The organism is Rhizobium sp. Root1334, from assembly GCF_001426665.1.
Lineage (GTDB): Bacteria > Pseudomonadota > Alphaproteobacteria > Rhizobiales > Rhizobiaceae > Pararhizobium.
Genome location: NZ_LMEY01000001.1, coordinates 180,874 through 205,396, shown reverse-complemented (window position 1 = coordinate 205,396; position 24,523 = coordinate 180,874). Strand labels below are relative to the sequence as shown.

The 24,523-nt window shown below is 61.0% G+C and carries 23 protein-coding genes; 19 read left to right on the top strand and 4 right to left on the bottom strand.

Annotated elements, in window-relative coordinates; all coding sequences use genetic code 11:
- The first annotated feature begins 174 nt into the window (after positions 1–174).
- From ASD36_RS29735 to ASD36_RS00910, 14 genes are all read left to right on the top strand, one after another.
- Positions 175–327 (top strand): DUF3563 domain-containing protein, encoded by a 153-nt coding sequence (locus tag ASD36_RS29735; protein ID WP_081928008.1) that lies wholly within the window; start codon positions 175–177, stop codon positions 325–327.
- Between the two features lie 161 nt (positions 328–488).
- On the top strand, positions 489–1,118 hold the full coding sequence (locus ASD36_RS00970; RefSeq protein WP_244482031.1) for a DUF2062 domain-containing protein: 630 nt from the start codon (positions 489–491) through the stop codon (positions 1,116–1,118).
- A 77-nt stretch (positions 1,119–1,195) separates the two neighbouring features.
- Positions 1,196–1,603, top strand: a complete 408-nt coding sequence (gene acpS, locus ASD36_RS00965; RefSeq protein ID WP_060503608.1) for a holo-ACP synthase — start codon at positions 1,196–1,198, stop codon at positions 1,601–1,603.
- 188 nt (positions 1,604–1,791) lie between these two features.
- Positions 1,792–2,538 (top strand): signal peptidase I, encoded by a 747-nt coding sequence (gene lepB / locus ASD36_RS00960; protein WP_060503607.1) that lies wholly within the window; start codon positions 1,792–1,794, stop codon positions 2,536–2,538.
- Entirely contained in the window at positions 2,535–3,251 is a 717-nt protein-coding gene (rnc, locus tag ASD36_RS00955; RefSeq protein ID WP_060503606.1) for a ribonuclease III, read from the top strand. Before lepB ends, rnc begins: the two co-directional genes overlap by 4 nt.
- A gap of 111 nt (positions 3,252–3,362) precedes the next feature.
- Entirely contained in the window at positions 3,363–4,295 is a 933-nt protein-coding gene (gene era, locus ASD36_RS00950; RefSeq protein WP_060503605.1) for a GTPase Era, read from the top strand.
- 163 nt (positions 4,296–4,458) lie between these two features.
- On the top strand, positions 4,459–5,457 hold the full coding sequence (locus ASD36_RS00945) for a glutathione S-transferase family protein (RefSeq protein WP_060503604.1): 999 nt from the start codon (positions 4,459–4,461) through the stop codon (positions 5,455–5,457).
- A 301-nt stretch (positions 5,458–5,758) separates the two neighbouring features.
- The gene (locus ASD36_RS00940; protein WP_060503603.1) at positions 5,759–7,015 is read left to right on the top strand and encodes a cyclopropane-fatty-acyl-phospholipid synthase family protein; all 1,257 of its coding nucleotides are present in this window, start codon (positions 5,759–5,761) and stop codon (positions 7,013–7,015) included.
- A 122-nt stretch (positions 7,016–7,137) separates the two neighbouring features.
- Positions 7,138–9,462 carry a Tex family protein gene (locus ASD36_RS00935; protein ID WP_060503602.1) on the top strand — a complete coding sequence of 775 codons (2,325 nt, stop codon included), beginning with the start codon at positions 7,138–7,140 and terminating at the stop codon, positions 9,460–9,462.
- Positions 9,463–9,555: 93 nt separating this feature from the next.
- A complete protein-coding gene (gene recO / locus ASD36_RS00930) occupies positions 9,556–10,302 on the top strand; it encodes a DNA repair protein RecO (protein WP_060503601.1) in 747 nt (248 codons plus the stop codon).
- Positions 10,303–10,316: 14 nt separating this feature from the next.
- Positions 10,317–10,826, top strand: a complete 510-nt coding sequence (locus tag ASD36_RS00925; RefSeq protein ID WP_060503600.1) for a PaaI family thioesterase — start codon at positions 10,317–10,319, stop codon at positions 10,824–10,826.
- 168 nt (positions 10,827–10,994) lie between these two features.
- On the top strand, positions 10,995–13,853 hold the full coding sequence (locus tag ASD36_RS00920; RefSeq protein ID WP_060508674.1) for a DUF2339 domain-containing protein: 2,859 nt from the start codon (positions 10,995–10,997) through the stop codon (positions 13,851–13,853).
- 40 nt (positions 13,854–13,893) lie between these two features.
- Positions 13,894–14,550: an HD domain-containing protein gene (locus ASD36_RS00915; RefSeq protein WP_060503598.1), complete on the top strand. Its 657-nt coding sequence runs from the start codon at positions 13,894–13,896 to the stop codon at positions 14,548–14,550.
- A gap of 81 nt (positions 14,551–14,631) precedes the next feature.
- The gene (locus ASD36_RS00910; RefSeq protein WP_060503597.1) at positions 14,632–15,477 is read left to right on the top strand and encodes an MOSC domain-containing protein; all 846 of its coding nucleotides are present in this window, start codon (positions 14,632–14,634) and stop codon (positions 15,475–15,477) included.
- Here ASD36_RS00910 and ASD36_RS00905 read toward each other — a convergent pair.
- A complete protein-coding gene (locus ASD36_RS00905) occupies positions 15,474–16,472 on the bottom strand; it encodes an aldo/keto reductase (RefSeq protein ID WP_060503596.1) in 999 nt (332 codons plus the stop codon). The two genes, ASD36_RS00910 and ASD36_RS00905, sit on opposite strands and share 4 nt — an antisense overlap.
- A 110-nt stretch (positions 16,473–16,582) precedes the next feature.
- Entirely contained in the window at positions 16,583–17,521 is a 939-nt protein-coding gene (locus ASD36_RS00900; protein WP_060503595.1) for a phytanoyl-CoA dioxygenase family protein, read from the bottom strand.
- 124 nt (positions 17,522–17,645) lie between these two features.
- Between ASD36_RS00900 and ASD36_RS00895 the strand changes: the two genes are divergently transcribed.
- The 5 genes from ASD36_RS00895 to nadC all read left to right on the top strand — a co-directional run bounded on the left by ASD36_RS00895 (position 17,646) and on the right by nadC (position 23,961).
- Entirely contained in the window at positions 17,646–18,512 is an 867-nt protein-coding gene (locus tag ASD36_RS00895) for an AraC family transcriptional regulator (RefSeq protein WP_060503594.1), read from the top strand.
- A 108-nt stretch (positions 18,513–18,620) separates the two neighbouring features.
- On the top strand, positions 18,621–19,865 hold the full coding sequence (locus ASD36_RS00890; protein WP_060503593.1) for an MFS transporter: 1,245 nt from the start codon (positions 18,621–18,623) through the stop codon (positions 19,863–19,865).
- Between the two features lie 171 nt (positions 19,866–20,036).
- Positions 20,037–21,116 (top strand): quinolinate synthase NadA, encoded by a 1,080-nt coding sequence (gene nadA / locus ASD36_RS00885; RefSeq protein ID WP_060508672.1) that lies wholly within the window; start codon positions 20,037–20,039, stop codon positions 21,114–21,116.
- 169 nt (positions 21,117–21,285) lie between these two features.
- Positions 21,286–22,884: an L-aspartate oxidase gene (locus tag ASD36_RS00880; protein ID WP_060503591.1), complete on the top strand. Its 1,599-nt coding sequence runs from the start codon at positions 21,286–21,288 to the stop codon at positions 22,882–22,884.
- Positions 22,885–23,052: 168 nt separating this feature from the next.
- Positions 23,053–23,961 carry a carboxylating nicotinate-nucleotide diphosphorylase gene (gene nadC, locus ASD36_RS00875; RefSeq protein ID WP_060503590.1) on the top strand — a complete coding sequence of 303 codons (909 nt, stop codon included), beginning with the start codon at positions 23,053–23,055 and terminating at the stop codon, positions 23,959–23,961.
- A gap of 11 nt (positions 23,962–23,972) precedes the next feature.
- Here the strand turns inward: nadC and ASD36_RS00870 are convergent, their stop codons facing one another.
- Both ASD36_RS00870 and ASD36_RS00865 read right to left on the bottom strand, forming a co-directional pair.
- A complete protein-coding gene (locus ASD36_RS00870) occupies positions 23,973–24,194 on the bottom strand; it encodes a DUF6434 domain-containing protein (protein ID WP_060503589.1) in 222 nt (73 codons plus the stop codon).
- Positions 24,195–24,204: 10 nt separating this feature from the next.
- Positions 24,205–24,435 carry a hypothetical protein gene (locus tag ASD36_RS00865; protein ID WP_060503588.1) on the bottom strand — a complete coding sequence of 77 codons (231 nt, stop codon included), beginning with the start codon at positions 24,433–24,435 and terminating at the stop codon, positions 24,205–24,207.
- Positions 24,436–24,523 lie beyond the last annotated feature (88 nt).

The window sequence follows — 24,523 nt, the reverse complement described above, 5'->3', positions numbered from 1 at the left end:
TCGCCAGTAGTTACGCACGGCTTGGTGGCAATTGCCGTTTGATTGTGCATTCTCTGGGGCGAAAAGGTGCAGGTCATGCGTTCTGTGCATGGCTGCCGTCTTTTTGTGGCTCTGGTGAAAAAGGGGTGGTTCCACTATCTTCAGCGTCGGGAGGTAAACGAAAGAAGGTTTACCATGTTTAAGCAACTGAAGAAGATCACCAACGCCCTGCGCGTCCCGTCCGTCGAAGACCGTGAACTGAGCTATCTCAATGGTTCGCTCGACCGGATCGACCTGGAATACCGTCAGCGTCAGATTGACCGTGGCCTGTTCCGCAACTCGTTCTAAAAAGATGCCCTTGTCCGGCTGCCTGCATCGTCAGGCTGCCGGGACCTATGCATGTAGCGTATAGCGGATTTGCTCACTGTGCACGATACACGGCCCATCGGCCATCACCGGCGCCAGCCAGTCTCAGGCTGTTAGCATTTGCGGCGCCGGAAAAGCTGATTTTGCTGCCGCTGCCATTGAACAGCCATATCCGCATCGTCTATCAGAGCATTATGTTGTTCAGACGCAAGAAGCCGGCGACCTGGTCGGGAAAGCTCCGTGAGTTTCTGTGGCCGCGAAAAGGTTTTTCGCGTGGGCTGCGTTATCTGTCGATGCGTGTGCTCAGGCTCTCGTCGTCGCCCCATTCGATCGCGCTCGGCGTCGCTGCCGGTGCGGCCTCTTCGGCAACCCCGTTTGTCGGTTTTCACATTCTCATCGCCCTGGCGTTCGCCTATCTCCTGTCCGGCAACATGATTGCGGCCGGCATTTCGACTGCGCTGGCCAATCCCCTGACCATTCCGTTCATCCTGGCGGCGACCTACGAACTTGGCCTGATCATGCTCGGGACGGAGGGCAACGGTGCGATGGCCGGCCAGGATATCCTCCACATGCTGCGGCATCTCGAACTTTCCCATTTGTGGGGGCCGGTGCTCAAGCCGATGCTGGTCGGCTCGTTGCCGCTTGCTGCCGCAAGCGCTGCCGTCTTTTACGTTGCTGCTTTTTATGCCGCCAGACTGTTCCAGTCGCGCCGGCAGGTCCGCCGTCTCAGCAAAATGCGCGCACGGGCCGTCGCCTGGGCCGACGATGTTTGATTTCTGACAAATTTTTAACTTGGCAGAGGGCTTATCGTTTGCTCTTGTCACACTCTCACTAAGGTATTTTCATTTCGATGATTATCGGCATCGGCAGTGACCTGATCGACATCCGGCGTATCGCCAGTTCGCTGGAGCGTTTTGGCGAGCGGTTCACTCATCGCTGTTTCACCGATGTCGAGATCCGCAAATCGGAAGGCCGCAAGAACCGCGCCGAATCCTATGCCAAGCGGTTTGCCGCCAAGGAAGCCTGTTCCAAGGCGCTCGGTACCGGTTTGGCGCAGGGGGTTTTCTGGAAGGACATGGGCGTTGTCAACTTGCCGGGTGGCAAGCCAACGATGCAACTCACCGGTGGTGCTGCCGAGCGGCTTGCCGCAATGCTGCCGGCCGCCCATCGCGGCGTCATTCATCTGACCATCACGGACGATTTCCCGCTGGCGCAGGCCTTCGTCATAATTGAGGCTCTGCCCGTTGCTCAAGATTGAGGAAGCGTTTAGAGCATGTCCGGATGACGTGGACCGTATGATCTGCCTCAAGTTCATTTGAAAGGACGGCGCCGCGGACCATTTGCGTCAGGCAGCCTCCAATCGAATGACCCGGCAGCATACGGACCCCATACAATATACCCGCCCGCTTTGCAGCGCGCGCGGAATCAGATCAAGGAACAAGTGGCGTGGCAGAAAATATCGACAAGAAGCAGGGCGGCGGCCTTTGGGAGAACGTCAAGGTCATCATCCAGGCGCTTCTCTTGGCCGTGGTGATCCGCACCGTCTTTTTCCAGCCGTTTACCATCCCGTCCGGCTCGATGATGCCGACGCTCCTGGTCGGGGACTATATCTTCGTCAACAAGTTCGCCTATGGCTATTCGAAATACTCCCTGCCATTTTCGCCCGACCTGTTTGAAGGCCGCATCTTCGCCAGTGAGCCGGCGCGCGGCGATGTCGTGGTGTTCCGCTTCCCGCCAAATCCGGACATCGACTACATCAAGCGCCTGATCGGTCTGCCGGGCGACAAGGTCCAGGTTCGCGACAGCATTCTCTACGTCAATGACAAGGCCGTTCAGCGCGTTCCGGACGGCATGTTCCGGGCCGACGACCAGTACGACACCGGTGCCGACGTTCCGGTCTACCGCGAAACGCTCGACAACGGCGTCAGCTTCGACACGCTCGACCAGTTTCCGGATTCGCGCGGCGACAACACCCGCGAATTCATCGTTCCCGAAGGTCATTACTTCATGATGGGCGACAACCGCGACAACTCGGCAGACAGCCGTTTCGACGTCGGCTTCGTCCCGGCGCAGAACCTGATCGGCCGCGCCTCGATGATCTTCTTCTCGCTGGGCAACGACACTTCGTTCCGCGAAATCTGGAAGTGGCCGACCAACCTGCGCTACGACCGTCTTTTCAAGGGCGTAGAATGAGCAAGGGCCGTTCTCTGAACACCGAAGACCGGCAGCGGCTTGAGACTGCGATCGGCTACAGCTTTGTCCAGAAGGAACGGCTCGACCGGGCGCTGACTCATGCCAGCGCCCGCAATGCCAAGGGCTCCAACTATGAACGGTTGGAGTTTCTCGGCGACCGCGTGCTTGGGCTCTGCGTCGCCGAACTGCTGTTCGATACTTTCAAGGATGCCGATGAGGGCGAACTTTCGGTTCGCTTGAACCAGCTCGTAAGCGCAGACAGCTGTGCGCTTGTCGCCGATACGCTGTCGCTGCACCTGTTCATCCGCACCGGTGCCGACGTGAAGAAGCTCACCGGAAAATCGATGCTCAATGTGCGCGCCGATGTGGTAGAGTCGCTGATCGCGGCGATCTATCTCGACGGCGGGCTGGAGGCTGCGCGTGGTTTCATTCAGCGCCACTGGTCGTCACGGGCAAGCCGTGTCGATGGCGCGCGGCGCGATGCCAAGACCGAATTGCAGGAATGGGCACACGCCAAATTCGGCGTGACGCCAAACTACCGTATCGACGATCGCTCCGGCCCGGATCACGACCCGCGCTTCACGGTGACGGTCGAAATACCCGGTATCGGTCCTGAAACGGGCATCGACCGGTCCAAGCGCGCCGCCGAACAGGTGGCTGCCACGAAAATTCTGGAGCGCGAAGGCGTCTGGAAGAAAGCGACGACGGCCTGATCTGTCCGGAGGTACGGTTCCTCCCGAAAGATCAGGCAATCTTTTGACAGACACTTGCGATCCTGCGCGCCTCAGCGGCGCCCGGTCGCTCAATCGGAAATTACGGACATCATGAGCGAAACAGAACCAACCGCAGTAGAAACCGAAAAAGGCCCGACCCGCTCAGGTTTCGTCGCCCTGATCGGTGCCACCAATGCCGGCAAGTCGACGCTGGTCAACAAGCTGGTCGGCGCCAAGGTGTCGATCGTCAGCCACAAGGTACAGACGACGCGCGCCATCGTGCGCGGCATCGCCATCCACAAGAACGCCCAGATCGTCTTCATGGACACGCCCGGCATCTTCAAGCCGCGCCGCCGCCTCGACCGCGCCATGGTCACGACCGCCTGGGGCGGTGCCAAGGATGCCGATGCGATCATGATGCTGATCGACAGCGAACGCGGGCTGAAGGGCGATGCCGAAACCATCCTGAACGGTCTGAAGGAAGTCGAGCAGCCGAAGATGCTGGTCCTCAACAAGATCGACCAGGTATCGCGCGAAGATCTGTTGAAGCTGGCGACCGCCGCCAACGAATATGTCGATTTCGAGCGCACCTTCATGATCTCGGCACTGAACGGCTCGGGCTGTGACGACGTGCTCGACTATCTCGCCATGAAGCTTCCGGAAGGTCCCTGGTATTATCCGGAAGACCAGATTTCCGATCTGCCGATGCGCCAGCTCGCCGCCGAAATCACCCGCGAAAAGCTGTTCCTGCGGCTGCACCAGGAACTGCCCTATTCGTCGCATGTCGAGACGGAAAAGTGGGAAGAGCGCAAGGACGGCTCGGTGCGCATCGAGCAGGTCATCTATGTCGAGCGCGACAGCCAGAAGAAGATTGCGCTCGGCAAGAACGGCGATGCGATCAAGGCCATCTCGATGGCGTCCCGCAAGGAGCTGTCGGAAATCCTCGAACAGCCAGTGCACCTGTTCCTGTTCGTCAAGGTCCGCGAAAACTGGGGCGACGATCCCGAGCGCTTCCGCGAGATGGGGCTGGAATTCCCGAAGTAAGATCAAGGTAGGACGAGGGCGCTGGAAACGGCGCCTTTTCGTATCCGGACCGGATCATCGAACAGTCTGTCGCACAACCACAGTCTTGCCCGTCGCGCGGGCGCATGAGATCTGAAGGTGAGTTTGATGTCCCGGCGTTTCCGGGCGCGTGAGGATTTGGACGATGCCGCAGCTGGTCGATGGAAAGTGGGAAACCGGCGATGTCGCCGCCAGCGAGATGAAGAACGGCGCCTTTCATCGTGAGCCGACCAGTTTCCGCAACTGGATCACGCCGGATGGCGCGCCGGGGCCTGACGGCCAGCCGGCATTGCCCGCAGAGGCAGGCCGTTATCAGCTTTTCGTCGCCTTCATCTGCCCCTGGGCCTCGCGCACGCTGATGATGCGCAGTCTCAAAGGCTTGCAGAACATCATTTCCGTGTCGATCTCGGAACCGGAGCTGGGTGAAAACGGCTGGACCTATGCCGCACCGCAGGACGCCGGCCCGCGCACTGCAAAGATCCGCTACCAGCACGAACTCTATACTGCGTCAGATCCACACTATACCGGCAAGGTCTCCGTGCCGGTGCTCTGGGATCGCAAGGAAGGCCGCATCGTCAACAACGAGTCCGCCGATATTATCCGCATTCTCAACACCGCCTTCAATCACCTGACAGGCAACACTCGGGATTTCTATCCGGAGAGCTTGCGCCCCTCGATCGACCGCTGGAATGCGCCAATCTATGAACGGGTCAACAATGGCGTCTACCGGGCAGGCTTTGCCAAGATGCAGGGTGCTTATGAAGAGGCCGTGACCAGCCTGTTCGATATGCTGGATACGCTGGAAGCGCATCTTTCTGCCAATCGCTACGTCGCCGGTGCCTTTTTCACCGAAGTCGACATCCGGCTGTTCGTCACGTTGATCCGCTTCGATGCCGCCTATTTCGGTGCCTTCAAGTGCAATCTGCGCCGCCTGGAAGACTATCCGAACCTGTCGAACTACCTGCGCGAGATCTATCAATGGCCGGGCATCCGCGAGACGGCACGGATCGATCATATCAAGCGGGGCTATTACTCCATTGTGCATATCAACCCAACGAAGATCGTGCCGCTCGGTCCGCTGCTTGATCTTGACCGGCCGCATGATCGGGCACGGTTGCCGGGGCAGGGCGTGATGTCCATATGATCCACGGGATTTGCTAAGCAAATAAATTCTTGAGGGACCAGCGCCGGCATTGCACGGCTGTAAAACAGCACTATTTAAACGGGTGTTCTGATGGATTGAGCTCCCTGGCCGGGGTGCCCAGACGATCTGTCCGGCAGCCAGACGGCGGCGACCCCGTGATGTTACCGTTCCTGTTTGCCCCCGGACGACGCCGACGGCGCGCTAGCTGTGGTTCTTCTCGTTTGCGAATGTCCGGCAAAACCAAGACCGGCGGCACGTGACCCTTCACCAGAATGTTCTGCATCTGTGGTCGAGGTCCGGAATGAATACGACATTTCTGAAGATTTTCCGCCGGCTGGTTCAAAAAGGCAATCTGACACTCATTCTGTCTTCTGGAGAGCGCGCCATTCTTGGCGATGGGTCCGGCGTTGCCGTGACCGTGCGCACATTGGATGAGGAAGCCGAAAAAGCGATCCTGCACGATCCGGGCCTCCGTTTCGGTGAAATGTATGTCGAAGGCCGCATCGTCATCGATGAGGGCAATATTTTCGACCTGTTATCGATGGTGAAGGCCAATGGCCTGGAAAAGGCCGCAACGATCAGCAACACGGCGACGGCACTGATGCACGTGGCCGAACAGCAGATCAAAAGCCGCCTGCCGGTCAATCGCAACAAGCACAATGTCGCCCATCACTACGATCTCGACGGCAAGCTGTTTGACCTGTTTCTCGATCAGGACTGGCAATATTCCTGCGGCTATTTCGATCCTCCGGGTATCCACCTTGATGAGGCGCAGACGGCGAAGAAGCGCCATATCGCTGCCAAGCTTTTGCTGGAGCCCGGGCAGTCGGTGCTGGAAGTGGGCTCCGGCTGGGGCGGCATGGGCATGTATCTGGCCGAATCCTCCGGCGTCGATGTCACGGGCATCACACTCAGTGAAGAACAGCTGAAAGTGTCGCGCGGCCGGGCGCAGAAGCGCGGGCTTGAGGATCGCGTCCGGTTCGAGCTACAGGACTACCGCACGATGGCCGAGCGCCAATTTGACCGCATCGTTTCGGTCGGTATGTTCGAGCATGTAGGCATGCCCAATTATCCCAATTTTTTCATCAAGATGGCCGGATTGTTGGCGCCGAAGGGCGTAATGGTGCTGCACGCGATCGGCCAAGCGGAAAAACCATGGGCCACCAATCCCTGGATCGAAAAGTACATCTTTCCCGGCGGTTACATGCCGGCCCTGTCCGAGGTGGTTCCGTCCATTGAAAAGGCGGGCTTGATGATCCGCGACATCGAGATATTGCCGATGCACTATGCCCACACGCTCAGGGCCTGGCGCGAACGGTTTACCGCCCGCAAGGAAGAGGCTGTCCGGCTCTACGACGAGCGTTTCTTCCGCATGTGGGAATTCTATCTGGCCTCGTCGGAAACGGCCTTCCTCTATGACAAAATGGCGATCTTCCAGATCCAGTTGTCGCACGAACTGGAATCCGTACCCTATACGCGCAATTATATTGGCGAACGGGAAGAGGCGTTGCGTCAATTCGAAAAGACCCGGCCGCCCTTGGAGCCTGTGGAGTTTTAAGCCAGCAGTCAGTGCTTTGCAGGTATCCATCTGTGGACGCGCCGGGGCGAGGGCGCGCCTTCACTTGGCCTTGATGGCATGTGCATCTATTGTCCCGCCATCTCAACTGAATCCGGAATGCCATGTCCCTGCCATCAAAGTCCATCGCCGTCCTCATCGCCCAGGAAATCAAGGCCACGCCCGCCCAGGCGATCGCAGCCATCGAGCTTTTGGACGAAGGCGCGACCGTTCCCTTCATCGCTCGCTACCGCAAGGAAGTGACCGGCGGGCTGGATGATACGCAGCTGCGAAACCTCGCCGAACGGCTGGTCTATCTGCGCGAGCTAGAGGCGCGCAGGACATCCATTCTCGATTCGATCCGCAGCCAGGACAAGCTGACGGCGGAACTGGAAGCCAAGATCGCCGGGGTCACCACCAAGGCGGAACTGGAAGACATCTATCTGCCCTACAAGCCGAAGCGCCGCACCAAGGCCGAGATCGCCCGGGAGCGCGGCCTTGGGCCGCTAGCCGACGCGATCCTTGCCGATCGTAAGATTGCCCCGGCCGACCGCGCCAGCGCCTATATCACCGCTGAAGTGCCGGATGTGAAGACGGCGCTCGATGGTGCCCGCGATATTATCGCCGAAGGCATTACCGAAAATGCCGATCTGCTCGGCCGCCTGCGCGCCCATATGCGCCAGTATGCGATGCTGCGCTCCAAGGTCGTTGATGGCAAGCAGGAGGCCGGCGCCAAGTTTTCGGATTATTTCGACCATTCCGAACGTTGGGCAACGACTGCGGGTCACCGGGCTCTGGCCATGCTGCGCGGCTGGAACGAAGAGTTTCTGTCCGTCGATATCGTCGTCGATCTCGACGATACATCGCCGGTCAAGCCAGTCGAGCGCACCATCGCCGCCGCCTACGCGGTCGGCGGCACGCTGCCGGGCGACAAGTGGCTGCTGGAGATGATCGGCTGGACCTGGCGGGTCAAGCTTTCCATGTCGTTGTCGCTTGACCTGATGCGCGAACTGCGCGAGCGGGCCGAGGAGGAAGCGATCCACGTGTTCGCCCGCAATCTCAAGGACCTGCTGCTTGCTGCTCCCGCCGGATCGCGTGCCACGATGGGCCTCGATCCGGGCATCCGTACCGGCGTCAAGGTGGCCATCGTCGATGGCACCGGCAAACTGCTCGACACGACGACGGTCTACCCGTTCCCGCCGAAGAACGACATTCGCGGCACGCAGGCGGAACTTGCCAGCCTGATCCGCAAGCACAAGATCGAACTGATCGCCATCGGCAACGGCACCGGCAGCCGCGAGACCGAACGTCTGGTCGCCGACATGCTGACGCAGCTGCCGGCAGGCCCGAAGCCGACCAAGGTCATCGTTTCTGAGGCCGGAGCATCGGTTTATTCCGCATCGCAGGCCGCAGCCGATGAATTCCCTGGCCTCGACGTTTCGCTGCGCGGCGCTGTGTCGATAGCGCGCCGCCTGCAGGATCCGCTGGCCGAACTGGTGAAAATCGAACCGAAATCGATCGGCGTTGGCCAATATCAGCACGATGTCGATCAGGGCCGTCTCAACCGCTCGCTTGAAGCTGTCGTCGAAGACGCGGTGAACGCGGTTGGCGTCGATCTGAACACCGCATCCGCTCCGCTGCTTGCCCGCGTTTCCGGACTTGGAAAGTCATCGGCCGAAGCCATCGTCGCCCATCGCGATGCGAGCGGCGCCTTTACCAGCCGCAAGGAACTCCTGAAAGTGCCGCGTCTGGGGGCCCGCACGTTCGAACAATGCGCAGGCTTCCTGCGTATCCGTGATGGCAAGGAGCCGCTGGATGCCTCGTCCGTGCACCCGGAAGCTTATGGCGTGGCGAAGAAGATCGTCGCCGCCTGCGGCCGCGACCTGCGCGCCATCATGGGCGATAGTGCTGCGCTGAAGAGCCTCGATCCAAAGACCTTCGTCGATGAGCGCTTCGGCCTGCCGACGGTCAAGGATATCTTCTCTGAGCTGGAAAAGCCCGGCCGCGACCCGCGCCCGAGCTTCAAGACGGCGACCTTCGCCGATGGTGTCGATGACATCAAGGACCTGAAGCCGGGAATGCTTCTGGAAGGCACGGTGACCAACGTCGCGGCCTTCGGCGCCTTCGTCGATATCGGCGTGCATCAGGATGGCCTGGTTCACGTCTCCCAGCTTGCCGATCGTTTCGTCAAGGACCCGCATGAAGTGGTCAAGGCCGGTGATGTCGTGCAGGTGCGCGTCACCGAGGTCGATGTTCCCCGCAAGCGCATCGGGCTCACCATGCGCAAGGATGGTGCCGCAGAGTCAGGTGGACGCAATGACATGAAGAGCGATCCGAAGGCGGCCCAGCAGGCACGCCAGACCTTGTCCCGCGTCCAGCAGCAGAAGCCGCAGGCTCCGTCGCAGGGTGCCTTTGGCGCGGCGCTCGCCGAGGCGATGAAGCGGAAGTAGAGCTTGGCTCGGGGACGTCCGGTTGCCGGGTGATCTGGCGATCGGGTGGCGTTCTGATTGTTTTCGCCTGCCGCCGGGAGTAAAACTGAAGCCATGCAGTGGAGCGATCAGGCCATCATCATCGGCGTCAAGCGGCACGGGGAAACCTCCGTGGTCGCCGAGGTGATGACGCGGGTGCGCGGCCGCCATCTCGGGCTTGTGCGCGGCGGCAGGTCGCGGACGATGCAGCCGGTGCTGCAGCCCGGCAACGAGGTCGAAGTCACCTGGCGGGCGCGGCTCGACGAGCATCTGGGTGAGTTCAAGATGGAGCCTGTGCGCCTGCGTGCGGCACGGTTGATGGAGGCGGCAACTTCCGTTTACGGCGTTCAGGCCATGGGTGCACTGCTTCGGCTCTTACCTGAGCGCGATCCGCACCCGCATCTCTATGAAGCACTCGATGTCATCCTGGAAAATCTGCACGACCCCCGCGATGCCGGTGAACTGTTCGTGCGCTTCGAGATCGCTGTATTGAATGATCTCGGCTTTGGACTTGATCTTGCGGAATGTGCAGCCACCGGAACGCGCGACGATCTCATTTATGTTTCGCCGAAATCCGGCCGGGCGGTCAGCCGGGCCGCAGGCGCGCCCTATGCCGGCAAGATGCTGGCGCTGCCGGGTTTCCTGGCGCAGGGCGGCGCCGCCGATTTTGATAGCCTGTCCGAAGCGTTCCGCATGACGGCGTTCTTTCTTCATCGCCATGTCTACGAGCCGCGCGGCATTGGCCTTTCGGCCGCCCGCGAAGGGTTTGTGCAGGCGGCACTCAAGGCCCTGAAGCCGCAGAGCGCGACAATCCTCCCATAAGGAATCCTTCACGCATGACTGTCGAACTTTATCCCGGAATGACCGTGTCCGGCGTCGGCACGGTGCCGCTTGAGGCTGTCGCGCGCGATGGCGGGCTGAAGGCGATGCTCGACCTTCTGGCCGGCGTGCATCCCGCGCCGCCGATGTCGGCAACCCTGAAATTCGGATTGAGTGAGGTCGAAGAGGGCAGGGTCGTCTTCAAGGGGCTGCCAGCCGCCGAACATCTCAATCCGCTGGGTACCGTGCATGGCGGCTGGGCGGCGACCATCATGGATTCGGCTCTTGGCTGCGCCGTCATGACGATGCTGAAACCGGGCGAGGCCTATACGACCGTCGAGTTCAAGGTCAATCTGGTCCGCCCGCTGCTGCCCGGCATGGGCGAGGTGTTCTGCGAAGGCAAGATCGTCCATCGCGGCCGCACGATTGCAACCTCGGAAGCGTGGCTCAAAGGCAAGAACGGCAAGCTTCTGGCTCACGGCACGGAAACCTGCGCGATTTTTCCGATCGAGAACCTGATGCGCTGAGTGCGCTGCAAATGGTTGTCACTCGAAAGACGGGTGCTGCGGCACAACCAGAGGGGACAACAATCCGGTGAACATATCGTCGATCTGAACCGTCTATGATTGGCGTCCGGCTGAAAAGCTGTATGGTTCGCAGGATCGCGCCGTCACTGGCGCCATGGAGAAATCAGAATGGAAGTCATTGCTTTCATTGCTTTTGGTCTAGCGCTTGCGGCGTTTTTCAACGGGCGTAAGACAGATGGACGGCTGGATGCCGAGATTGCCGCGCTGAAGGAACAGCTGGCGCAGCTTCAGGCGCGCCTACCCGTCATTCCGGCCGCTGATGCGGTGGTCGAAGCAGCCGATCAGCCCGAAATGCAGGAAAGCGCGCCGGAATCGCTGGAGGTGATACCGGCGGAAACGCCGCGCGCTGCCGAAATCCGCAAGGGTGACGCGATCTTCGGCGGCCTGCCACCCAGCCAGGATGCCGTCGAAAAAGCGTCGCGTGGCGAACCGGTGGCCGCCCGTTCGAACGCGGCGAGCACCACGATCGACGCCGTCGCCCCGCGCCAGAAGGAAAGCCTCGAGAGCCGTCTCGGCGCGCGCTGGGCGGTCTGGGTCGGCGGTATCGCGCTGGCGCTTGGCGGCGTCTTCATGGTGAAATATTCGATCGATGCAGGTCTGCTCAGCCCGGTCGTACGGTTGTCGATGGCGGCCGTCTTCGGTCTCGTCCTGATGGCCATCGGCGAGTTTGTCCGCCGCCGCGCCGTGCCTCTGGTGGCCGACGCATTCCAGAATGCGATGATCCCCGGCATCCTGACCGCGGCAGGCGCCGTCACCCTGTTCGGGGTGTGTTATGCCGCCCATGGCATCTATGGTTTCATCGGGCCGGTTACCGCCTTTGCGCTGTTGGCCTTGGTATCGCTTGCCACCGTTGGCCTGTCGCTGCTGCATGGGCAGGCTCTGGCCGGTCTCGGGCTGCTGGCCTCGCTGGTCACGCCGGCAGTGGTTTCGTCTGAAAGCCCCAGTCCCTGGAGCCTGTTCGGCTTTCTCAGCATCGCCTGGATCGCCACCCTTCTTGCCGCCCGCATCCGCCGCTGGACGGTGGTGCCATCGATGGCCAATATCGGCCTTTGCCTCTGGGCACTGGCCTATATCGCCTCGGCAACGCCATTTGAGACACGGCCCGTCACCCTGATCATGCTGGTGATGATCGCCGGTGTCGGCTTAATTTGGCCGGGCAAACTGGCGGACACCATCGATGACCAGCCGGCAGAGCCGGACCAGCCGCTTGCAGCCGTGCCGTCGTCGTGGGAGCGCACCATGACCCCGCCCTTCGTGGCGATCACGGTAACAGCGGGCATTTCCGCTCTTCTCACTGCGCTGGCGATGATCAGCCCGCTCGCCACCGCCTCCGGCTATCCGGTCATCGAGTTCAGCCTTGTCGTTGCTTCTTTGGCAGCGCTTGGTGCGACGCGCAGCTATGCCGTCTATCCTGCCATCTTCTCCGCCGTCGGCACGATATTGGGCGTCTGGAGCATGACGGCGCTGAGCGGCCTTCTGACATTCATCGATCCAACCATCCCCGGCCACATCGTCACGTTTGCTGTTTCCGGTCACACCGCGATGCTGGCCAGTATGATTTTGTCCGGCGTGTTCATCGCGCTTGGAGCCCTTGCCATCCATCTGCATGGCAAGGACCGTCCGCCGCTCGCCACCATCTGGGCCACCATCACGGCTGTTGTTCCGATCGCACTGATCGGCATGTCTCTGCTGATGACTGGCAATCTGACATTCGATCTGCCACATGGATTGTTTGCGCTGGCTGCGGGCCTCGTCCTCCTCGGCCTCACCGAGTGGTTCTCGCGCAGCAAGGGCGGCGATGACGGCCTCGATCTGCCACAGGCTTTCCTCGTCGCCGGTTCGCTTGGCTTGATCATCATTGCGCTGCATGCCCTGACTGATGGTCTCGCGACCACCATCCTGATTGCGCTTGTCGGCGCAGCCTATGTCGCGGCCACGCGTCTGCGGACCTGGCCGTCACTGCCCTGGATGATGGTCGGCGCCGCCATCGCCGTGCTTGCCCGTATCGCCTGGGAACCGACCATCGTTGGCACTCTCCATCTTGGCAAAACACCGGTCTTCAACGCGCTTCTGGCCGGTTATGGCATTCCGGCGCTGCTGCTGGTCTTCTCGGCATTCGAGTTGCGCCGCTGGCCGGATCTGCGGGTGCGCAATCTATTACAGGCGCTTGCCAGCCTGTTCGTGCTTCTGACGGTCGCCATCCTCGTGCGCCATGCCATGAACGGCGGCGTGCTCGACAGCGCCGTGCCGACACTCGGCGAACAGTCGATCTACACGCTGCTTGCCATCGGCGCCTCGGGCATCATGATGACGCTCGACCGCAAGTCACCGAGCCCGATTTTCCACTATGGCAGTATGGTGATTGGTGTCCTGTCGATCCTGTCGATCCTTTTTGCCCATCTGATCGGGCTCAATCCTTATTTCAGCGGCGAACTGCTCGGCTCGATCCCGTTCTTCGATCTCTTGCTGATCGGCTACCTGCTGCCGGGGCTCGGTTATGCCGGCCTCGCCTGGTATGCCCGAGGCAAGCGGCCGGTGCCTTACGTGACGATCCTTGCCGTCGCCGCTGCGGTACTTGCCTTTGCCTGGGCAACGCTGTCGGTGCGCCGGTTCTGGCAGGGGCAGAACATCGCTGATTGGAAAGGGTTTGTGCAGGGCGAGACCTATACCTATTCCGTCGTTTGGCTGCTGCTCGGCGTGTTGTTGCTGGTGCTCGGCTCCCGCTTCAATGCCAAGAGCATCCGCATCGCCTCGGCGGTTCTGGTCTTCGTTTCGGTGCTGAAAGTGTTCTTGATCGACATGGCCAATCTCGAAGGTTTTCTGCGCGCGCTCTCGTTTATCGGCCTCGGCGCGGTGCTGATCGGCATCGGGCTGTTCTACCAGAAGATCCTGTCCGGCAGGGCGGGTGCCGGGCCACAGCAGGAAACACCGGTGGACATCGAGGCGGAACCGGGTCAAACAGCCTGAGCTGTTTCGATTCTCCAGCAACCGTTTGGATGGACGCCGCATGAGCCACAGTGTTTCGCTCGCCGCCGCTTTTGCGCCTCACCAGGCTCTTGCGGAACAATTGCTGCCTTACGCCGTCTCCGGCAATGACGGCTCGCATGATGCCGCTCATCTGATCCGGGTGTGGAAGAATGCGCTGCGCATCCACGGCTCGGAAGGCGGAGACCTGCGCATCATCGCGGCCGCGGTTTTGCTGCACGATTGCGTTTCGGTCGAAAAGAATTCGCCCGATCGCGCCCATGCCTCGCGGCTTGCGGCCGAGAAGGCATTCGAAATACTGGATGCGCTCGGCTGGCGGACCATGGACATCACTGCGGTCGCCCACGCGATCGTCACGCACAGTTTTTCTGCCAACATTGCCCCTGAAAGCCTCGAGGCGAAAATTCTGCAGGATGCGGACCGGCTCGATGCGATCGGCATGATTGGTGCTGCCCGCTGCTTCTACATTGCCGGACGCATGGGCAGCGGCCTTTATGATCCGCTGGATCCACTCGCCGAAAATCGCCCGCTCGACGACAAGGCCTTTGCCATTGATCATTTCGAGACAAAACTGTTCAAGCTGACCGATGGTTTCCAGACGGCGGCGGGCCGGGCGCTTGCCCGCCAAGGGCAGGAGCGGCTGCGTGCTGTGCTCGGCATGCTGCTTGAGGAAATCTAGAAAAACCAAAGCCTTGCCGTGATCTGCGGAATCGATCTGCAATGCGCTTGAATCACAATCTGAACGCTCGGGAGTGACGACATGAAGGTGACTGGTCTCAACATCCACCCGCTGAAGAGCGGCCGCGCCATCCCGCAGACTTCGGTTTCGATCCAGCATGACGGCTTGGCCGGAGACCGCCGCTTCATGGTCGTCGATCCCGACGGAAAGTTCATCACCCAGCGCGAATTGCAGCTTCTGGCGCAGGTGGAAGCCACCCATGTGACCGGCGGCGTTCACCTGAAAATGGGAACCCGGTCCACCACCGTCTCCTTCGATCCCGCCCGGCGGCTGGATGTTCGCGTCTGGGACAGCAAGGTCAACGCCGCCGTGTCCGAAGACCATACCAATACCACGCTGTCCGGCTGGTTCGGCCGCCCGGTCAAGCTGGTGCATATGGATGAGCGCGCCACCCGCGCGGTCGGCGAGGAATGGGCGGGCAAGGCGGCACCCGTCGGCTTTGCCGATGGTTTTCCGGTGCTGATCACCACCACATCGTCGCTTGCCGATCTCAACGTCACGCTGATTGCAAAGGGACAGGAGCCGGTCGGTATGGACCGTTTCCGCACCAATATCCTGATCGACAATGACGATCCCTGGGAAGAGGATTTTTGGGAAAGCGTCGAGATCGGGGGCATCATCTTCGATCTCGTCAAACCCTGCGCCCGCTGCATCATGACAACGCAGGACCAGGTCACCGGCGAGCGCATCGGCGGCAACCCGATCCAGGGGCTTGCCGAAAAGCGCATGTCAGCCGACCGTCGCGTTCCGGGTGTCCTGTTCGGCTGGAATGCCGTGCCGCGCAGCGAGGGCGCGATCAATCTCGGCGACGAGATGCGTGTTGTCAGCGAACGAGCCGACCGCTGGCCGATGAAGATCAGGGCTTAACGCCGTTCGCACCGCAACGCGCCGTCAATCTCCTCCATGACCAGTGCTGGTAGTGGCCCCTTCTCCAGCGCCCCGGCATTTTCCTCGACCTGCTTCACCGTGCGAAAGCCGGGGATCGGTAGTGTGTTGGGCGAGCGTGCCCAAAGCCAGGCGAGAGCCCCTTGCGTCAATGTCCGGCCGTCCGTTTGCAGGAGGTCGCGGATCACATCGAGCCGCCGTGAAAACTCAGGAGAGACCACGCCGTCGCGGAAATATTGCAGCCAGTCGAGATCGGCGCTGCGCACATCGTTTGCGGCCAGTCGGTCGCCCGGCTTGAACTTGCCGGAGAGCAGACCCATTGCCAAAGGGCCGCGGTTGATCGAAATGAGATCGGTCTGTTCGACGAGCCTGATCATCTCGTCTGCCGGCTCCAGAACGTTCATCGTATGCTGCACCGAAACGAAGCCATCGCGCCCGGCAAAGCGCGCCGCCCGGTCCGGCCAGTCCGTGCTCCAGCCATAGGCGGCGATCTTGCCCTCGGCTCGCAGGCCGTCGAGTGTGGTAAAGACCGCATCGGCCTCATGCGGATCGAATTCATTGAGATGGAATTGCAGGAGGTCGATCCGCTGGCGCTTCAACCGCTTTAGCGAGGTTTCCACTGAGGCCCGGATGAATTCCGGCGACGCAAAGGCGCCTGTCGCCTGTTTTGTTGCCGGATCGGTGGCGAAGCCGAATTTGGTGGCGATGACAATGTCGGGATGAGAGGCGAGGGCTTGGCCCAGAACATCCTCGGAATGACCGGCGCCGTAGTTCGACGCCGTGTCGAAGAAGCGGATACCGAGATCGATGGCGCGATGGATCGCCCGGATCGATTCCGCATCATCGACATCACCCCAGCCGAGCGGCACGTCTCCGGCATAGAATGGACCACCGATGGCCCAGCAGCCCATGCCAAGACGCGGAATGCTGCGTCCGTCCCAAAGTGTGATGCCGGTTGGTTTTGTCCTGTCGAGCATGATGACCTCCGCGTGATGTTTGCGGGAAAGCTATCAGCCGCTGGCCCTTGCCCATACGGACAGTCTTGCAGGGTGTTTTTCACCGGTGAAAAACACCCTGCTTAAAAACGTTATGTCCAGCTCTTCAAGCCAAGCAGCTTTTCACCGAGGGGGCTGAGTTCAGCGGTCGCGGCATTCTGCTTTTCCCATTCGCGTGGGTCGCCGGGAAAGGCATCGCGGCGGGGATGGTCGCGTTCGCGCCAGAGCCGGATGCGTTCCTGCCGTTCGGTTTCGTTGCTCTCCTCGGCCGGGTGCATGGAGATATATTGCGCCATTCGCACCCGGTCGCCGGAATGGTTTGGCCGCACACCATGCGCCAGCAACGAGTTGAAGATCAACAGATCGCCGGGCTCCATCTCGATGTTGACGACATCAAGGCCTGCTGTGTCCGGATGCATCGGGTCGCGGTCAGTGGGCTGCGTTTTCACCCATTCTTCATGGTGCTCGAACAGCCAGGGAATGCACTGGAATCCGCCGACATCGCCGTCCTGCTTCTTCAGGCTGAGAACGCCCTGCACGCCGACAGGCAGAGGCGTGATCGAGGTATCCACATCCCAGTGGATGAAGCCGCCCGGATTGCCCTTCACCCGTTTCGGCGGATTGAGGTTTGCCCGGTCGATCGTCACCCAGAGGTCTTCGCGGTCCCAGATATCGACAAAGGCGCCGTAGACACGCGGCTCCTGGCGATTGTCCCAGAGATGCTGGTGATTGTAGATCTCCAGCATGCCAGTATTGTTGAGTTCCTTCATCTTGTGTTCGCGGCGTTGCGGCGCATACCAAGTGTCCGGATTGGCCGGGTCCTTTTCGTCGAACTGCCAGAGCAGGTTGACCAGCCGCTCGACATTCGCCATCGGTACGGCCTGGCGCACGATCACGTAACCGCGGGTGATCCAGTGTTGCCAATCGGCTTCAGACAAGACCCTGAGCGGCAGTGTCTTCTTGATGTCCTTCAGCTGCGTCTCGACCGCGCTGCTGGTCGGATGGCTGTCTTTCTTGGCGGCAGTCTGCATGGCGCTTCCTCTTCTCCATGACGTGTATCGATGAAGAGAGGATAGCCCCCTTGGAGTGTTGATGTTGTCGCCACGACGCAAGTTCTGATACTATTCTGGCGTAGTTGTTTGGGAATATGCGGGAATGAAGCCACATCTTGAGCGCTTGCGGCCTGCCGCCGATTCATCCTGGTCGATGCTCAACCGCCGGCTGGACGACGGTATCCCGTTTCAATGGCACCACCATCCCGAACTGGAGTTGACGCTGACGCTCAATTCGCGCGGCGAACGGTTCATCGGCGATCATATCGGGACGTATGACGACGGTGACCTCGTGCTGGTGGGCTCCAACCTGCCGCATACCTGGTGTTCGGCCGAAAAGATCGATACGGACCGTCCGCATGTGGCGCTGGTCCTGTGGTTCCGCCCGGAATGGGTGGAGGCCCTCGATGCGACCTTCACGGAACTGGCCGCCGCGCGCGTCATGCTGATAGGCGCAAGCGCCGGCCTGAAATTCTCGCCGCAGTTTGCAGCGCAAGCCCGGCCGCTGATCGAGGCAGCTTTCACCGAGCCGCCGGAAGACCGGTTGCTGAGCGCCATTCGAATTCTGACCTTGCTTGCCCGTGATAGGGAAGCAAAGCCCCTGTCGAGCACACTGGCTGTACCGGCGGCAGGGCAGGGCGATCGCGCCCGTCTCGATCGTGTTCTCGATCATATTCACCTCCACTACGCCGAAAGCCTGCCGGTCGATGTACTGGCGGGGATCGCCGCCCTCAGTCCGTCCGGCTTGCACCGTCTGTTCGGGCGCCATCTGCAAACGACAATATCGGACTATGTCATGCGCCTGCGGATCGGCGAAGCCTGCGCGCTGCTATCGGGAACGGACCGGCCGGTTGCCCATATCGCCGGTGAGGTCGGTTACGGCTCGCTTGCCAATTTCAATCGCCAGTTCAAGGCGTTGAAGATGCGTACGCCGCGGGATTATCGTAATAGTTTTCGCGCGCGTCGCTGATCGATAGCGGCTTATCCATCAATGTGGCTGATCCGAACGTCATTTTATTTCGCTTTTTTAGCAAGATGCTACAGCGTAAGTTGCGGCCTCAATCACACGGAGTCGCTCATGTCCGCCGTTTCCTCCCCATCCGCAACGCGGGCGCCCGCAGCCAGTCCCGGTCTGCCCTGGCTAATCATCATTGCCGGGTCCCTCATCGCCGTTCTGACCTTCGGACCGCGCTCGGCCATGGGCTTCTTCCAGCTGCCGATGCTCGCCGATACCGGCTGGGACCGCACCACGTTCGGCCTTGCCATGGCCTTCCAGAACCTTGCCTGGGGCGTCAGCCAGCCGTTCTTCGGGGCAATCGCCGATAAATACGGCTCTTGGCGAGTGCTGGCTTTTTCCGGTCTCGTCTATGCCGCTGGCCTGATCATCATGGCATTTGCCAACGCGCCGATCTGGCTGCATATCGGCGGCGGCGTCATGGTGGGGCTGGGGGTCGGTTCCGGTTCGTTCGGTATCCTGCTGTCGGCCTTCGCCCGCAACGTCACGCCGGAGCAGCGCTCGATGGCCTTCGGCATCTGCACGGCGGCCGGTTCCGCCGGGATGTTCCTGTTTGCGCCGCTGAGCCAGGGCCTGATCTCCGCCTTCGGCTGGTCGGACAGCCTGATCTACATGAGCGCGCTGATGTTGCTGGTGCCGCTATTTGCCATCCCGTTGCGTGGCAACTCCTCGTCCGGCACCCAGAAGGAAGCGCAGTACAAGCAGTCGATCGGCGAGGCGCTGAAGGAAGCACTCGGCCACAAGAGCTATCTTTTGCTTGTCACCGGCTTCTTCGTCTGTGGCTATCAGGTGGCTTTCATCACTGCGCATTTTCCGGCCTATATCGGCGATATCGGCATCGATGCGCGTTACGCGGTGATTGCGCTCGCCCTGATCGGCTTCTTCAACATCATCGGTTCGCTCGCTGCCGGTTTCATCGGCCAGCGTTATTCGAAGCCGTATTTTCTGTCGTGGATCTATATTGGCCGGTCGGTGGTGGTGTCCGCCTTCCTGCTGCTGCCGCAGTCGCCAACGTCGGTGATCATCTTTGCCGCGCTCATGGGCCTGCTCTGGCTATCGACGGTGCCGCCGACAAACGGGCTTGTCGCCATCATGTTCGGCACGCGCCATCTCGGCCTGCTTGGCGGTATTGTCTTCCTGTCGCACCAGATCGGCTCCTTCCTTGGCGTCTGGATGGGCGGCTATCTCTATGACCATTTCGGGTCCTACGATCCGGTCTGGTGGCTCGGCGTGGCGCTTGGCGTCTTTGCCGCCATCGTCCATTGGCCGATCGAGGAAAAGGCTGTGACCCGTCCAGCGGTGGCCTGACACCCGCGATTTCTTGCACTCCCGCAGAAAATAGCGGGAGTGCATTCTTGAAAACTGTCACAAAACTTTCTAAATCTCATCTCCCGGCCCTGCCGGTTTTGTTTTGATCCTATTATGCTCAGTTTGAGCAAAATAGGTCAGCCGCCGGAGGGGCGGCAAGAGGAGCAGTCGATGACCATCGCACAGAGCAAGGCAACCCTTGAAGGTTCCGGCGCGGTAAAGACCGCAGCCGAGCGTTTCGGCATAATCGAGCGGCCGGACCTGACGTTCACGCCGGAGATCGCCCGCGAAACCGAGCATCTGTATGAGCGCGTCAAGCAGTTCGTGCCCGCCTTCGAATGGCCGGTTTATGCGCCCTATGTGCATGCCATCAACCGGCTGAAGAAAGAGCGTGGCGCGGTCATCCTCGCCCATAATTACCAGACCCCGGACATCTTCCACTGCGTCGCCGATATCGTCGGCGACAGTCTGCAGCTGGCGCGTGATGCCACCGAGGTCGATGCCGAGATCATTATCCAGTGCGGCGTGCATTTCATGGCCGAGACTTCCAAGCTGCTTAATCCGGAAAAGACCGTGCTGATCCCGGACGGCAAGGCCGGTTGCTCGCTGTCGGAATCGATCACCGGCGCCGATGTCCGGCTTTTGAAACAGCGCTATCCCGGCGTGCCGGTGGTGACATACGTCAACACCTCTGCTGACGTGAAGGCCGAGACCGACATTTGCTGCACGTCGTCCAACGTGCTGGCCGTCGTTGAAAGCCTGGAGAGCGACACCGTCCTCTGCATCCCCGACGAATACCTGGCCATGAACGTCGCCAAGCAGACGAACAAGAAGATCCTCACCTGGAAGGGCCATTGCGAAGTGCACGAGCGCTTCACGGCGGCCGAGCTGCTGGCCTACAAGGAAGCCGATCCGTCGATCGAGATCATCGGTCACCCGGAATGCCATCCGGATGTCATCGCCGTCTGCGATTTCGCTGGTTCGACCGCCGGCATGATCAACTATGTCAAGGACAAGCGCCCGCCGCGCGTGCTGCTGGTCACCGAATGCTCGATGGCCTCCAACATCCAGGCCGAGATCACCGGCGTCGATTTCATCAAGCCGTGCAATCTCTGTCCGCACATGAAGCGCATCACGCTGCCGAAGATTCTCGACAGCCTGTTGTTCATGACGGAGGAAGTTCTGGTCGATCCGGCAATCGCCGATCGCGCCAGGCTTGCCGTCGAGCGGATGGTGAATTTGAAGCAATAAAGGGGAAGCCGGGCGCTGCCTCTTCCCCCCAGCGGGGAGAAGGTGACCGGAGGCCGGATGACGGGGGCGAGCAAACCGGAGTTTGCCCTACCGCCCCCACATCCCCTCGCTGCGCTCGGCACTTCTCCCGCAGGGGAGAAGAGGGAGACACTCCCGGAGGAGGAAGAGCATGCTGACCGATCATTTCCGCCCACAGTCCTTCAACGGCATCGACGATATCGTCATTGTCGGCGGTGGCCTCGCCGGGCTTTTCTGCGCGCTGAAGCTCAGCCCGCGTCCTGTAACGGTGCTCGCAGCAGCGCCCATCGGTCACGGCGCTTCGTCCGCCTGGGCGCAGGGCGGCATTGCTGCTGCCATGGGACTTGGCGATACGATCGACAAACACGTTGCCGATACGCTGGTGGCCGGGGCCGGTATCGTCGATGAAAAGATGACGCGGTTGATGGTGGCGGAAGGCCCGGCCCGCATCCACGATCTGCTCGGCTATGGCGTGCCCTTCGATCACGATCTGGAAGGCAAGCTGCTTCTGTCGCGCGAAGCCGCCCATTCCGAGCGCCGCATCGTCCGCGTCAAGGGTGATATGGCCGGCAAGGCGATCATGGAAGCGCTGATTGCCGCCGTGCGCAACACGCCGTCGATCCGCGTTCTGGAAGGGTATGTCGTCGAGGAACTGGTGCGGCAGGGCCGGTTCATCTCCGGCGTCATCGCCCGTCCGGATGCCGGACAGTCGAAGAACCGTGTGTCGTTTCCGGCCCGCGCGGTGGTGCTGTGCTCAGGCGGCGTCGGCCATCTCTTTTCCGTCACCACCAATCCGACCGAAGCGTGCGGCCAGGGTGTCGGTATGGCAGCGCGTGCCGGTGCGATCATCGCCGATCCGGAATTCATCCAGTTTCATCCGACCGCGATCAATATCGGCCGCGATCCTGCCCCTTTGGCAACCGAAGCCCTGCGCGGCGACGGCGCCCACCTGATCAATTCGGCCGGCAAACGCTTCATGCTGGATATCCATCCGGACGGCGAACTCGCACCGCGCGACATCGTTTCGCGGGGTGTGTTTGCCGAAGTGCAGGCCGGGCGCGGCGCGTTTCTCGATTGCACCAAGGCGGTCGGCGCACATTTCCCCGAAGCGTTCCCGACTGTCTATGCCTCCTGCATGTCGGCAGGCATCGATCCGGTCACACAGCCCATCCCGGTCGTTCCGGCGGTTCATTATCACATGGGTGGCGTCCTGACCGATGCGGAAGGCCGGACCTCGATCGATGGACTCTGGGCCGCGGGCGAGGTGACCTCCACCGGCGTCCACGGCGCCAACCGGCTCGCCTCCAATTCGCTGCTTGAGGCCGTGGTCTTTGCCGCCCGCATCGCCGAAAATATCAAGGGCATGTTGCCGGAGCCGAAGATCACCGACTGGGGCGCCAATGCCGGAGAAAATGACGATCCGGTAACGCTGGAAGACAGCCCGCCGCTGACGGCGCTGCGCCATATCATGAGCGATCATGTCGGCGTCATCCGCAGCCAGGACACGCTGACGCGCGCCATCCGGGCAATTGCCAATCTCGAGCGTCAGAACACCCGGTTGCGCTTCAGCAACATCGTCACCACGGCCAAACTGATCACCACCGGCGCCTATCTGCGAACGGAAAGCCGCGGCGGTCATTACCGCTCCGACTACCCGGATCCGCGCCCGGAATGGAAGCACCGCACGTTCCTCACACTCGCTGAAGCCGACCGGGTCGTCGCCGAAGTGGCGGAAACGGAGAGTGTATAGGTGGTTCTTCTCCCCACCGGGGAGAAGGTGGCCCGTAGGGGCGGATGAGGGGGCCGCAAACCCGGACTGTGCCGTGCCGCCCCCCTCATCGCCTCGCATTCGCTCGGCACTTCTCCCCCGCAGGGGAGAAGAGGAATTCTACCAGTTCGAAACCGAAAGTGCTCAATCATGACACAAACCGCCCTTCGCCCAGAACTGCCCGCCCTGATGGTCGAGGATCAGGTTCGCATGGCCCTTCTGGAAGATCTCGGCCGCGCCGGTGATATCACCACCTATGCGACGATTGCCCCGGACCGGACGGCAACAGCTGAAATGAACGCCCGTGAAACCGGTGTCGTTGCCGGCATGGAGCTTGCCCGCACCGCCTTTCGCCTGATCGATCCGACGATCCGCTTCGAGGCGCTGGTGAAGGACGGCGACCGGATTGCGCCGGGCACGGCGATGGCCCGCATCTCCGGTCCGGCGCGCGGGCTTTTGTCGGCCGAGCGCGTCGCGCTGAATTTCCTCATGCATCTCTGCGGCGTTGCCACCTACACATCGAAGTTCGCGGCCGAGATCGCCCATACCCGGGCAAAAGTCTGCTGCACGCGAAAAACCATTCCCGGCCTGCGGGCGCTGGAAAAATATGCGGTGCGCCTCGGCGGCGGATCCAATCACAGATACGGCCTGGATGATGCGATCCTGATCAAGGACAACCATATCGCCGTCTCCGGCGGCGTTGCCTCTGCTGTTCATGCGGCACGCGCCTATTGCGGTCATCTGGTCAAGATCGAGGTCGAGGTCGATGGTCTCGACCAGATGCGCGAGGCGCTGACCGCCAGCCCGGATGTGATCCTGCTCGATAATATGGGACCTGATCTGCTCAGGGAGGCCGTGGCCGTCAATGCCGCCCACTGGCAGCTGTCTACGGACGCCTATGCCGCCGACCCGCACCGGACCAAGCTCGAGGCCTCCGGCAACGTTAATTTCCAGACCATCCGCGCTATCTCCGAAACCGGCGTCGACTATATCTCGACCTCAAAAATCACCATGGCCGCGCCGACACTGGATATCGGGCTTGATATCGTCATCGGCTAAATGCGGGCGCGTCAGGCACCAGCAATTGTCCGACGCCGCTTCCATTCGTCGGCAACATCGCCCATCGTCTTCTCCGCGCCGTCCTTGATCCAGGCCATGAAAGCACGATCGAACGCAAAGTCGTCACCGCATTCTGCGGTGAGAAAACGGCGGACGTTCTGGGTGTTGCGATAGGTTCGGGTGACCACTGTGTCGCGGTTGATCGGATCGCCGTGCCAGTCGAAACCCGTCATCTCTTGCTTCCTATCGTTGCAGTACGAACGGACAGACCAGGCACGCGCCGATCGTCAGCGTCTTGCCGCAGTCGTAGCGGCAGGTTTTGAACTGTCCATTCAGGTCGTCGCTGGTCAGGTTGCATTGGGTAATCGCCGGTTGGCTGGTGGTACCGTTGTTACCGAAATAATCGGAAATGGCAGGCTTGTCCTCCGGGGCCGTCAGAACAGCACCGGCGAGGAGAAGAGCAATGACCTTCATCGGTTTCTCCTGTTTTCATCACGGCCGTTGGTCATAGGGCTTGTGAATTGCCGTCAGGGAACCTTTACCTACACGGCGTGGTTGGCGC